Origin of the sequence: Pseudomonas sp., from assembly GCF_036387035.1 — a bacterium.
Taxonomy (GTDB): domain Bacteria; phylum Pseudomonadota; class Gammaproteobacteria; order Pseudomonadales; family Pseudomonadaceae; genus Aquipseudomonas.
The window spans coordinates 39,571-51,855 of sequence record NZ_DASVUM010000014.1 but is presented as its reverse complement, the minus strand read 5'-3'; the positions used below and the strand labels follow the sequence as shown (position 1 = coordinate 51,855).

Annotated in this window: 13 protein-coding genes; 11 read left to right on the top strand and 2 right to left on the bottom strand. The window is 59.6% G+C overall.

What is annotated here, in order from left to right:
* The 5 genes from rplU to VF672_RS01215 form a co-directional block, all read left to right on the top strand.
* The coding region (gene rplU / locus VF672_RS01235; protein ID WP_331100562.1) for a 50S ribosomal protein L21 at positions 1-129 on the top strand (129 nt) is incomplete at its 5' end.
* 33 nt (positions 130-162) lie between these two features.
* Positions 163-435, top strand: coding sequence for a 50S ribosomal protein L27 (gene rpmA / locus VF672_RS01230; protein ID WP_331100558.1), 273 nt, complete (start codon positions 163-165; stop codon positions 433-435).
* Between the two features lie 240 nt (positions 436-675).
* Positions 676-1,899 carry an Obg family GTPase CgtA gene (gene cgtA / locus VF672_RS01225; RefSeq protein ID WP_037015431.1) on the top strand — a complete coding sequence of 408 codons (1,224 nt, stop codon included), beginning with the start codon at positions 676-678 and terminating at the stop codon, positions 1,897-1,899.
* Between the two features lie 86 nt (positions 1,900-1,985).
* Complete coding sequence (gene proB / locus VF672_RS01220; RefSeq protein WP_331100555.1) at positions 1,986-3,104, top strand: glutamate 5-kinase; 1,119 nt, start codon at positions 1,986-1,988, stop codon at positions 3,102-3,104.
* A 28-nt stretch (positions 3,105-3,132) separates the two neighbouring features.
* Positions 3,133-3,603, top strand: a complete 471-nt coding sequence (locus VF672_RS01215; protein WP_331100553.1) for a CreA family protein — start codon at positions 3,133-3,135, stop codon at positions 3,601-3,603.
* Positions 3,604-3,671: 68 nt separating this feature from the next.
* On the opposite strand, the gene rpsT is transcribed toward VF672_RS01215, so the two are convergent.
* The gene (gene rpsT, locus VF672_RS01210) at positions 3,672-3,950 is read right to left on the bottom strand and encodes a 30S ribosomal protein S20 (RefSeq protein ID WP_037015424.1); all 279 of its coding nucleotides are present in this window, start codon (positions 3,948-3,950) and stop codon (positions 3,672-3,674) included.
* A gap of 250 nt (positions 3,951-4,200) precedes the next feature.
* Here rpsT and murJ point away from each other — a divergent pair, with 250 nt between their 5' ends.
* The 6 genes from murJ (at position 4,201) to ispH (ending at position 11,639) form a co-directional block, all read left to right on the top strand.
* Positions 4,201-5,745, top strand: a complete 1,545-nt coding sequence (gene murJ / locus VF672_RS01205) for a murein biosynthesis integral membrane protein MurJ (protein ID WP_331100548.1) — start codon at positions 4,201-4,203, stop codon at positions 5,743-5,745.
* Between the two features lie 118 nt (positions 5,746-5,863).
* Positions 5,864-6,811, top strand: a complete 948-nt coding sequence (gene ribF / locus VF672_RS01200; RefSeq protein ID WP_331100546.1) for a bifunctional riboflavin kinase/FAD synthetase — start codon at positions 5,864-5,866, stop codon at positions 6,809-6,811.
* A gap of 1 nt (position 6,812) precedes the next feature.
* Complete coding sequence (gene ileS / locus VF672_RS01195) at positions 6,813-9,644, top strand: isoleucine--tRNA ligase (protein WP_331100544.1); 2,832 nt, start codon at positions 6,813-6,815, stop codon at positions 9,642-9,644.
* Positions 9,637-10,149, top strand: a complete 513-nt coding sequence (lspA, locus tag VF672_RS01190) for a signal peptidase II (RefSeq protein WP_331100542.1) — start codon at positions 9,637-9,639, stop codon at positions 10,147-10,149. Before ileS ends, lspA begins: the two co-directional genes overlap by 8 nt.
* A gap of 7 nt (positions 10,150-10,156) precedes the next feature.
* Positions 10,157-10,609 (top strand): FKBP-type peptidyl-prolyl cis-trans isomerase, encoded by a 453-nt coding sequence (fkpB, locus tag VF672_RS01185; protein ID WP_414705554.1) that lies wholly within the window; start codon positions 10,157-10,159, stop codon positions 10,607-10,609.
* Positions 10,610-10,691: 82 nt separating this feature from the next.
* A complete protein-coding gene (gene ispH / locus VF672_RS01180; RefSeq protein WP_331100537.1) occupies positions 10,692-11,639 on the top strand; it encodes a 4-hydroxy-3-methylbut-2-enyl diphosphate reductase in 948 nt (315 codons plus the stop codon).
* Positions 11,640-11,644: 5 nt separating this feature from the next.
* Here ispH and VF672_RS01175 read toward each other — a convergent pair whose 3' ends face one another.
* A complete protein-coding gene (locus tag VF672_RS01175) occupies positions 11,645-12,181 on the bottom strand; it encodes a GspH/FimT family pseudopilin (protein ID WP_331100535.1) in 537 nt (178 codons plus the stop codon).
* Positions 12,182-12,285: the final 104 nt, after the last annotated feature.

Here is a 12,285-nt window from a genome sequence, read left to right as displayed (position 1 = left end):
GAAGTGATCTCCCAAGGTCGTCACGATAAAGTCCGCATCATCAAGTTCCGTCGTCGTAAGCACCACATGAAGCGTATGGGCCACCGCCAGTGGTACACCGAGATCAAAATCACCGGTATTCAGGCTTAATTTCAGCCTAATCCTCACTAGGAGAATTGACTCATGGCACACAAAAAAGCTGGTGGTAGTACCCGTAACGGTCGCGATTCAGAAGCCAAACGCCTTGGCGTGAAGATGTATGGCGGCCAGGTTATCATTCCGGGCAATATCATCGTGCGTCAGCGCGGCACCCAATTCCACGCTGGCTACGGCGTTGGCATGGGCAAAGATCACACCCTGTTCGCTAAAGTCGAAGGCGTGATCAAGTTCCAGGTTAAAGGCGCCTTCGGTCGTCGCTATGTAAGCATCGTGCCAAAGACTGAAGTCGCGGCATAATCTTGCGTTCAGGGCGTGTGAAGGCCTGACCTTCGCACCCTCTGAGCTGAAAAGCCCTGTCGATGACAGGGCTTTTTCGTTTGTAGAAGGTCCTGTTTCTGGTGAGTCTCTTGCAAAGCTGTTTGTGTGGGCCGTTGTGGTGTGAAGTCGCTGGTTTTTGATCGGTATCGCAACGCTCATCTTTGCAAGAGCCTTATGAATCTATGTTTTTGCTCGTCTTTGTGACGGGAGGCGTGCGCTATGAAATTTGTTGATGAAGTATCCATTCGAGTAAAGGCCGGTGACGGCGGCAACGGTTGCATGAGCTTCCGTCGTGAGAAATTCATCGAGAACGGTGGTCCCAACGGTGGAGATGGGGGTGATGGCGGCTCGATCTACATGATCGCCGACGAAAACCTGAACACCCTCGTCGACTACCGCTACACCCGCCACTTCGACGCTGAGCGCGGTTCGAACGGCGGCAGCACTGACTGCACCGGTCGCAAGGGTGAAGAGCTCGTGTTGCGTGTGCCGGTCGGCACCACCGTGATCGACGCCGGCACGCAGGAAGTTATCGGCGACCTGACCAAGGCCGGTCAGCGTCTGCTGGTGGCTCATGGTGGCTGGCACGGCCTGGGTAACACGCGTTTCAAATCCAGCACCAACCGCGCGCCGCGTCAGACCACGCCGGGCAAGCCAGGCGAGCAGCGTGATCTGAAGCTGGAGCTGAAAGTGCTGGCTGACGTCGGCTTGCTCGGGTTGCCCAACGCTGGCAAGAGCACGTTCATCCGTTCGGTGTCCGCTGCCAAGCCGAAGGTCGCTGATTACCCGTTCACCACGTTGGTGCCAAACCTGGGTGTTGTGAGTGTTGATCGCTGGAAGAGCTTCGTCGTTGCCGATATTCCCGGTTTGATCGAAGGCGCTTCCCACGGCGCTGGCCTGGGGATTCGCTTCCTCAAGCACCTGGCGCGTACGCGTCTGTTGCTGCACCTCGTTGACATGGCGCCGTTGGATGAAAGCAGTGCGCCGGACGCCGCTGAAGTCATCGTCAACGAACTGGTCAAGTTCAGCCCTGCGCTGGCGGACCGTGATCGCTGGCTGGTGCTGAACAAGTGCGATCAGATCCTCGAAGAAGAGCATGAGGCCCGCAAGCAGGAGATCATTGATCGCCTGGAGTGGACCGGCCCTGTCTACGTGATCTCGGCCATCGCCAAAGAAGGCACCGATCGCCTGACCCACGACATCATGCGTTATCTGGAAGATCGTGCTGATCGTCTGGCCAATGACCCGGCGTACGCTGCCGAGCTGGCTGAGCTGGATCAACGCATCGAAGACGAGGCCCGCGCTCAGCTGCAGGCGCTGGATGATCAGCGTGCCTTGCGCCGAAGCGGCGTGAAAAGCGTGCATGACATCGGCGATGACGACTGGGATGAAGAGGACGTCGACGACGAAGATGGTCCGGAAATCATTTACGTCCGCGACTGATTCGACTGAAGTAAACTACGACGCCGCTCTTGAAGCGGCGTTTTAGTATCTAGAATTCGGACTCTCTGGCTTAAGGTTGAAAGATCATGCGGAGCAAGGTGACAGGTGCCCAGCGTTGGGTGGTGAAGATCGGAAGTGCGCTGCTCACGGCGGACGGCAAGGGTCTGGATCGCAACGCGATGGGTGTTTGGGTCGAGCAGATGGTGGCCCTGCATGAGGCGGGCGTCGAACTGGTCCTGGTGTCATCCGGCGCGGTAGCGGCCGGTATGAGCCGTTTGGGCTGGACTGTACGACCGAGTGCCATGCATGAGCTGCAAGCCGCCGCAGCGATTGGTCAGATGGGTCTTGTGCAGGCGTGGGAATCAAGCTTCGCCGAGCATCAGCGCCATACTGCGCAAATCCTCCTGACCCATGACGACCTGTCTGATCGCAAGCGTTACCTGAACGCACGAAGCACGCTGCGCACCTTGGTGGAGTTGGGCGTGGTGCCGGTGATCAACGAAAACGATACGGTCGTCACTGACGAGATCCGCTTCGGCGACAATGACACGCTGGCGGCGCTGGTGGCCAACCTGGTCGAGGCCGACTTGCTGGTCATCCTCACAGACCGCGATGGCATGTTCGATGCCGACCCGCGCAACAACCCTGATGCGCAACTCATTTATGAAGCCCGTGCCGACGATCCTGCGCTTGATGCGGTGGCGGGTGGCACGGGCGGCGCGCTGGGTCGTGGGGGCATGCAGACCAAATTGCGTGCTGCACGACTGGCTGCCCGCTCCGGTGCGCACACCGTGATTGTTGGCGGACGCATCGAGCGTGTCCTGGCGCGTTTGAAGGCAGGCGAGCGGTTGGGTACGTTGCTGTCCCCGGAGCGCGAAATGCTCGCAGCCCGCAAGCAGTGGCTGGCCGGGCATCTGCAGACCCGTGGCACGCTGGTGCTGGACGAGGGCGCAGTGAAGGCGCTGTCGCAAAGCCAGAAGAGTCTCTTGCCGGTCGGCGTCAAGCTGGTGCAAGGCAGTTTTCGTCGTGGTGAGATGGTGGTTTGCGTCGCGGCCGACGGTCGCGAGATCGCTCGCGGCCTGAGCAACTACAGCGCGCTCGAAGCGCAGAAGATCATCGGTCTGCCCTCTGATGCCATCGTCAAGGCGCTGGGTTACATGGCTGAGCCTGAGCTTGTGCACCGTGACAACCTGATTCTGGTCTGAAGTCCGTCATCAAGAGAAGGAAGCATAAATGCGAGTCATGAAAGGGTTGGTGGGCGCTTTGCTGATGCTGCCGTTGCTGGCGTCAGCTGAAGAGATCGGCCAGGTATCAACCGTGTTCAAGATGGTAGGTCCGAATGATCGGATCGTGGTCGAGGCATTTGACGACCCCAAGGTTGACGGCGTGACGTGCTATTTGTCCCGCGCCAACACCGGGGGGGTGAAGGGCGGTCTGGGTCTGGCCGAGGATCGTGCCGAGGCGTCGATCGCTTGCCGGCAGGTCGGTCCCATTCACTTCAAGGAGCAATTGAAGGACGGTGATGAGGTGTTCAAGGAGCGGACCTCGCTGGTGTTCAAGACCATGCAAGTGGTGCGATTCCTCGACAAGAAGCGTAATACGCTGGTGTACCTGGTCTACAGCGACAAGGTCATCGAGGGCAGTCCGCAGAATGCGGTGACCGCGATTCCAATTCTGCCGTGGGTACCTGCGCCGGCACCTTGATGCTGAAGTGTTAAATCGAAGGCAATAAAAAACCGACCCTGAGGTCGGTTTTTTAACAAGCGAATCGCTTAGGCTGCAGCAGCAAGGTTCAAAGCCTTGATGTGGCCATTCAAGCGACCTTTATGGCGAGCAGCTTTGTTCTTGTGGATGATGCCTTTATCGGCCATACGGTCGATAACTGGCACAGCCAGAACATAAGCAGCTTGCGCTTTTTCAGCGTCTTTAGCGTCGATGGCTTTAACTACATTCTTGATGTAGGTACGAACCATGGAACGCATGCTGGCGTTGTGGCTGCGACGCTTCTCAGCCTGTTTTGCACGTTTTTTGGCGGAAGGTGTGTTGGCCACCGTCGAGCTCCTCGAAAGACTTGGGAAATAGCTAACAAAATAGGCCGCGAATCATGCCGATGAGTTTGACGCTTGTCAAGGGCAGTTGATGCGTTCCGCTGAGTGGTCGCAATGTGGTGCCGAGGTGATTTCTTTCCGGCGTGCGACCTGTAAACTCGCGGGCTTTGGCTCTGAGCTGTTTTGCGGCGCGGAGTATCGCATATATGGAACGCGCTTTGGCGCTTCCTTTGGTCAGGCGTACAACCTTTCGATGAATCTTCTCAAATCGCTTGCCGCCGTCAGCTCTATTACGATGCTTTCGCGGGTGCTGGGCTTTGTCCGCGATACCATCATTGCGCGCGCATTCGGCGCCGGCATGGCCACCGATGCCTTCTTTATCGCGTTCAAGTTGCCCAATCTGCTGCGCCGGATTTTTGCCGAGGGCGCCTTCTCCCAGGCGTTCGTGCCGATCCTGGCTGAATACAAAAGCCAGCAGGGTGAGGAGGCGACCCGCACATTTGTCGCGTATGTCGCCGGCCTGCTGACCTTGGCGCTGGCGATCGTCACGGTGCTGGGCGTCGTATTCGCCCCTTGGGTCATCTGGGCCACTGCGCCGGGTTTTGCCGACACGCCTGAGAAATTCCAGCTCACCTCGGATCTGCTGCGGGTGACCTTTCCTTATATATTGCTGATCTCGCTATCGTCGCTGGCCGGCGCGATCCTTAACACGTGGAATCGCTTCTCTGTTCCGGCGTTCGTGCCGACCCTGCTCAATCTGGCGATGATTTTCTTCGCGCTGTTTCTTACACCTTATTTCCACCCGCCTGTGATGGCGCTGGGCTGGGCGGTGCTGGCGGGTGGGTTGCTGCAGCTGCTTTACCAACTGCCGCACCTGAAAAAGATCGGGATGCTGGTATTGCCGCGCCTCAACCTGCGCGACACTGGCGTCTGGCGAGTGATGAAGCAAATGCTGCCGGCCATGCTTGGCGTTTCCGTCAGTCAGATTTCTCTGATCATCAACACGATATTTGCTTCATTTCTGGTTGCCGGATCGGTGTCCTGGATGTACTACGCCGACCGTCTGATGGAGCTGCCTTCTGGGGTACTCGGCGTGGCGTTGGGGACGATTCTTCTGCCTATTTTGTCCAAGACCTACGCCAGCCGGGATCGCCACGAATATTCGCGCATTCTCGACTGGGGGCTGCGCTTGTGCTTCCTGCTGGTGCTGCCTTGCACCCTGGCGCTGGGGTTGCTCGCCGAGCCGCTGACGGTTTCCCTGTTTCAGTACGGCAAGTTCGACGGCGTGGATGCCGCAATGACGCAGCGTGCGCTGGTCGCTTACTCGGTGGGGCTGCTGGGCATCATTGTGATCAAGGTGCTGGCGCCAGGCTTTTATGCTCAGCAAAATATTCGCACGCCGGTGAAAATCGCGATCTTCACCCTCATAGTGACTCAACTGTTCAACATCCTGTTCGTCTACGGCATCCACCTGGCGCACGCCGGTCTGGCGCTGGCGATCAGTGTAGGGGCGTGCCTCAACGCCTTGCTGCTGTTCTGGCAACTGCGCAAGCAAGACCTGTTTCAACCGCAGCCGGGTTGGCCGATGTTTTTGGGCAAGTTGATGGTCGCCGTGGCGGTCATGTCCGTCGTGCTGTTGGGCCTGATGCACGTGATGCCTGCGTGGTCGGACGGTGAGATGCTTCAGCGATTCCTGCGCCTGGGCGCGCTGGTGCTGGCAGGTGTCGTGGCGTATTTCGGCACCTTGCTGGTGTTGGGTTTCCGGGTCAGGCATTTTGCTCGCAAGGCGATCCTGTAGGATCAGTCGTCGTTTTCTGCCGGTTAACGTCGATTGTTGTGGTTTGCCCGGCTGTGTCGCCTGTCGTTGGCGGCGGTGTATGGTTATAATCGGCCACTTTATGAGCAAGAAGCGCGTTATGCAGCTGGTTCGAGGCCTTCACAATCTGCGCCCGCAGCACCGGGGCTGCGTCGCCACCATTGGCAATTTCGACGGTGTTCACCGGGGTCACCAGGCTATCCTGGCGCGGCTGCGGGAGCGCGCTGTCGAGCTTGGCCTGCCCAGCTGTGTGGTGATCTTCGAGCCGCAACCGCGCGAGTTCTTCGCCCCCGACACCGCACCGGCCCGCCTGGCGCGTTTGCGCGACAAACTTGATCTGCTTGCCAATGATGGCGTTGATCTGGTGCTGTGTCTGGCATTCAATCAGCGGTTCAGCAAGCTGAGCGCCGCCGAATTCGTCGACACCGTGCTGATCGATGGCCTGGGTGTGAAGCACCTGGAGGTCGGCGACGACTTCCGTTTTGGCTGTGACCGGGTAGGTGATTTCGATTTCCTGCAAAAAGTCGGGGCCGAGAAGGGTTTTACCGTCGAAGCGGCTCAGACCGTCGAGATCGATGGCGTGCGCGTCAGCAGCACCAAGGTGCGCACCGCACTGGCCGCGGCAGACTTTGCCCTCGCTGAACATTTGCTTGGCCGCCCGTTCGAGATATCCGGTCGTGTGCTGCATGGCCAGAAACTGGCGCGTCAGCTGGGCACGCCCACTGCCAACGTGCAGCTCAAGCGTCGTCGCGTACCATTGACCGGCGTCTATCTGGTCAGTACACAGATTGACGGCAAGGCATGGCCGGGCGTCGCCAATATCGGTGTACGCCCCAGCGTGGCGGGCGATGGACGTCCCCACCTGGAGATTCACCTCCTGGATTTTACCGGCGATATCTATGGCCGGCGTTTGACGGTGGTATTCCACCAGAAGCTGCGTGATGAGCAGCGCTTTGCCTCCCTTGAGGCGCTCAAGACGGCGATCGATGCGGATGTCGCTGCCGCTCGTGCCCACTGGCACGACCAACCGCTAAACTTTAGAGCCTGAAATGACCGACTACAAAGCCACGCTTAATCTTCCGGACACCGCCTTCCCGATGAAGGCCGGCCTGCCCCAGCGCGAGCCGCAAACTCTGCAGCGCTGGGACAGCATTGGCCTGTACCAGAAGCTGCGCGAAATTGGCAAGGATCGGCCCAAGTTCGTGCTGCACGACGGGCCTCCGTACGCCAACGGCAATATCCATATCGGTCATGCGGTCAACAAGATCCTGAAGGACATGATCCTTCGTTCGAAGACCCTGGCGGGCTTCGATGCGCCTTATGTTCCGGGCTGGGATTGCCACGGTCTGCCGATCGAGCACAAGGTCGAAGTCACCCACGGCAAAAACCTGCCGGCGGACAAGACCCGCGAACTGTGCCGTGCCTACGCGGCCGAGCAGATCGAAGGGCAGAAAGCCGAGTTCATCCGTCTGGGCGTGCTGGGCGACTGGGCCAACCCTTACCGCACCATGGACTTCGCCAACGAAGCCGGCGAAATCCGCGCGCTGGCCGAAATGGTCAAGAACGGCTTCGTCTTCAAGGGCCTGAAGCCGGTCAACTGGTGTTTCGATTGCGGCTCGGCGCTGGCTGAAGCGGAAGTCGAATATCAGGACAAAAAGTCGTCCACCATCGACGTGGCTTTCCCTATTGCCGATGCCGACAAGCTGGCCGCTGCTTTCGGTCTGCCAAACCTGAGCAAGCCCGCCGCCATCGTGATCTGGACGACTACGCCGTGGACCATCCCGGCGAACCAGGCGCTCAACGTTCACCCGGAATTCACCTACGCGCTGGTCGATACCGGCGAGCGCCTGCTGGTGCTGGCCGAAGAATTGGTCGAGTCGTGCCTCAAACGCTGGAACCTTGAAGGTTCGGTGATTGCGACGGCTCAGGGTTCGGCGCTTGAGCTGATCAACTTCCGTCACCCCTTCTATGATCGTCTGTCGCCGGTTTATCTGGCTGAATACGTCGAATTGGGCGCTGGCACCGGCGTGGTTCACTGCTCGCCGGCCTATGGCGTCGACGACTTCGTCATTTCCAAAAGCTACGGCCTGACCAACGACGACATCATCAGCCCGGTGCAGAGCAACGGCGTCTACAGCCCGTCGCTGGAGTTCTTTGGCGGCCAGTTCATCTTCAAGGCCAACCAGCCGATCATCGACAAGCTGACCGAAGTCGGCGCGCTGATGCACACCGAAACCATCACGCACAGCTACATGCACTGCTGGCGCCACAAGACTCCGCTGATCTATCGCGCCACCGCGCAGTGGTTCGTCGGCATGGACAAGCAGCCAACGTCAGGTGACACCCTGCGCAACCGTGCAGTGAAAGCCATCGAAGACACCAAATTCGTTCCGGCGTGGGGGCAGGCGCGCCTGCACTCGATGATCGCCAATCGCCCTGACTGGTGCATTTCCCGTCAGCGCAACTGGGGTGTGCCGATCCCGTTTTTCCTGAACAAGGAAAGCGGCGAGCTGCACCCGCGCACCGCCGAGCTGATGGAAGAAGTCGCTCTGCGCGTCGAGAAGGAAGGCATCGAAGCCTGGTTCAAGATGGACGCTGCCGAGTTGCTGGGTGACGAAGCGCCGCAGTACGACAAGATCTCCGATACGCTGGATGTCTGGTTCGATTCCGGCACCACGCACTGGCACGTCCTGCGCGGTTCGCATCCGATGGGCCATGAAAGCGGTCCACGCGCCGACCTGTACCTGGAAGGCTCCGATCAGCACCGCGGCTGGTTCCACTCGTCGCTGCTGACCGGTTGCGCCATCGACAATCACGCGCCGTATCGCGAATTGCTCACTCACGGCTTCACCGTGGACGAGAACGGCCGCAAGATGTCGAAGTCTCTGGGCAACGTCATCGCGCCGCAGAAAGTCAACGACACACTGGGCGCCGACATCATGCGCCTGTGGGTTTCGGCGACCGATTACTCCGGCGAAATGGCCGTCTCGGACACCATCCTGCAGCGCAGTGCCGATGCGTACCGTCGCATCCGCAATACCGCGCGCTTCCTGCTCTCGAACCTGACCGGCTTCAACCCGGCCACCGATTTGCTGCCAGCCGAAGACATGCTCGCGCTGGATCGCTGGGCAGTGGATCGTGCGCTGCTGCTGCAACGTGAGCTGGAAGAGCACTACGGCGAGTACCGTTTCTGGAACGTCTATTCGAAGGTGCATAACTTCTGCGTGCAGGAGTTGGGCGGCTTCTATCTGGACATCATCAAGGATCGCCAGTACACCACCGGCGCCAACAGCAAGGCGCGTCGCTCCTGCCAGACTGCGCTGTTCCATATCTCCGAAGCGCTGGTTCGCTGGATCGCGCCGATCCTGGCGTTTACCGCCGATGAGTTGTGGCAGTACCTGCCGGGCGAGCGTAACGAGTCGGTCATGCTCAACACCTGGTACAAAGACCTGAGCGAGCTGCCGGAAGGCTTCGAGATGGATCGCGCCTACTGGGAGCGGATCATGGCGGTGAAGGTCGCGGTCAACAAGGAAATGGAAAACCTGCGCGCCGCCAAGGCTATCGGTGGCAACTTGCAGGCAGAGGTCACCCTGTACGCCGAAGACGCGCTGGTGGCGGACCTGTCCAAACTGGGCGATGAACTGCGCTTCGTGTTGATCACCTCAACGGCCAGCGTCGCGCCGTTCATCAGCGCACCTGCCGATGCCGTGGTCACCGAAGTCGCCGGCCTGAAGCTCAAGGTGGTCAAATCCGGCCACGCCAAGTGCGCGCGCTGCTGGCATCACCGCGAGGACGTCGGGGTCAATCCTGAGCATCCGGAAATATGCGGTCGTTGCGTCGACAACATCAGCGGTGCAGGCGAGGTTCGTCACTATGCCTAATGCATCGGCTGGCCGTATGGGCCGCCTGGGTTGGTTGTGGTTGAGCGTGCTGGTGGTGGTCATCGATCAGGCCAGCAAGTTCTACTTCGAAAACCGCCTGGAGTTGTACGAGCAGATCGTCATCCTTCCCGACTACTTCAGCTGGATGCTGGCGTACAACACCGGCGCTGCGTTCAGTTTTCTGGCCGACAGCTCTGGCTGGCAGCGCTGGCTGTTTGCGTTGATTGCGGTCGTGGTGAGCGTGGTGCTGGTGATCTGGCTCAAGCGTCTGGGGCGCGACGAAACCTGGCTGGCAATTGCCCTTGCCCTTGTACTGGGCGGGGCGCTCGGCAATCTGTACGACCGAATCTTCATTGGCCATGTCATAGACTTTATCTTCGTGCATTGGAAGGAACACGGCTTCCCGGCCTTCAATGTCGCGGACAGCGCCATCACCGTCGGCGCGATCATGCTGGCTCTGGACATGTTCAAGAGCAAGAAAACCGGAGAAACCGTCAATGACTGATCAGTTGATGACCGAACACGCTACTCAGGAAACACGCATCGGTCAGAACACGGAAGTCACGCTGCATTTTGCGCTGCACCTGGAAAACGGCGACACCGTCGACAGCACGTTCGACAAGGCCCCGGCGACCTTCAAGGTCGGCGACGGCAGCCTGCTTCCCGGCTTCGAAGCGCTGATTTTTGGCTTCAAAGCGGGTGACAAACGCACGCTTCAAGTGCCGCCGGAAAACGCTTTCGGCCAGCCGAACCCGCAAAACGTGCAGATCATGCCGCGCTCGCAGTTCCAGAACATGGAGCTGTCGGAAGGGCTGCTGGTGATCTTCAATGATGCGGCGAATACCGAACTGCCGGGCGTGGTGAAAGCGATTGGTGATGATCAGGTCACCGTTGATTTCAACCACCCGCTCGCCGGCAAGACGTTGACCTTCGAAGTGGAAATCTTTGAGGTCAGGGCACTCTGAGCATCGCCAGAGTGCTTGGCCCCGGCACTGTTCGGGGCCTTTTCGTTTTTATGTTTCATTGCGCGTAGACACGAGGCACATCATGCAAATCAAACTCGCCAACCCACGTGGCTTCTGCGCCGGGGTGGACCGCGCGATCGAAATCGTCAATCGCGCGCTGGAAGTGTTTGGCCCGCCAATCTACGTGCGCCATGAAGTGGTTCATAACAAGTTTGTCGTTGAAGACCTGCGCAGCCGCGGGGCGATCTTCGTCGAAGAGCTGGATCAGGTGCCGGACGACGTCATCGTGATTTTCAGCGCTCATGGCGTGTCACAGGCCGTGCGCACGGAGGCGGCCGGTCGCGGCCTGAAGGTGTTCGATGCGACGTGTCCACTGGTGACCAAAGTGCACATCGAGGTGGCGCGCTATAGCCGTGACGGCCGCGAGTGCATCCTGATTGGCCACGCCGGTCATCCTGAAGTCGAGGGCACGATGGGCCAGTACGACGCCAGCAACGGTGGTGCGATCTATCTGGTGGAAGACGAAGCGGACGTCGCCAACCTCCAGGTGAGCAACCCCGAGAACCTCGCTTTCGTGACCCAGACGACGCTGTCGATGGACGACACCAGTCGCGTGATCGACGCCCTGCGCGCGCGATTCCCTGCCATTGGCGGCCCGCGCAAGGACGACATCTGTTACGCCACGCAAAACCGGCAGGATGCGGTCAAGGTCCTGGCGGATGAGTGTGACGTAGTGCTGGTGGTGGGCAGTCCGAACAGCTCCAACTCCAATCGCCTGCGTGAACTGGCTGAACGCATGTCGACCCCGGCCTATCTGATCGACGGCGCCGAAGACATGCAACGCGCCTGGTTCGACGGCGTTGGACGCATCGGGATCACCGCCGGTGCTTCGGCGCCCGAAGTGCTCGTGCGTGGCGTAATTCAGCAGCTGCACGCCTGGGGCGCCACCGGCGCGGACGAGCTGGCCGGTCGCGAGGAAAACATCACCTTCTCGATGCCCAAGGAATTGCGCGTCAAGTCGCTGCTGTAATCGCATCATGCGCAGGGCTCGCTGCCGAAGCCTTCGGATCGCAGCGTGACCCTGCCCGTCACCGCAACCGCCAATTGGTAGCGGCTGGCGGGTAAGTCTTTGAGGCAAACCGCAAGTGTCCCGTTGGCGTTGTTCAGCAGCCGCCCTGTGGCATCAAACCCAATTCGCACAGCCACCTTACCGTTGCCCGCCACCCTGACATTGCGGTGGCCGGCGATCTCGGCCAGCAACAGTTCAGCCTCGTCCCGGAACTGGTTACGGTTGCTGTCCACGAAGATATTCCAGCCTCGGCTCCAGTCGTTTTCCAGCGCCTGCATCACCACTGGCTGGCTGCGCAGTATCGCTTCGGTGCGGGCCATTCGCAGCCCGCTCGCCAGCTGGCGAGCCGTGTCGTGACGTCGTTGTGAGTCGATCAGCGCACTGAAGGCAGGGATCGCCAGCGTCGCGACGATCCCGACAATCACCAGCCCGGCCAGCAGTTCTATCAGGGTCAACCCTTGCTGTTTCACGAGCGTCTTCCGTTGCGTGCGGCGTTCAAGCAAACACCTCCTCAGCAGCGCTGACAACCCAGTCCATTGTCAGTCGGTGTGTCCGCAAGCCGCCGTTACACATCCTCCGGGCAAGTCGTCAGGCATCGGCTTCAATG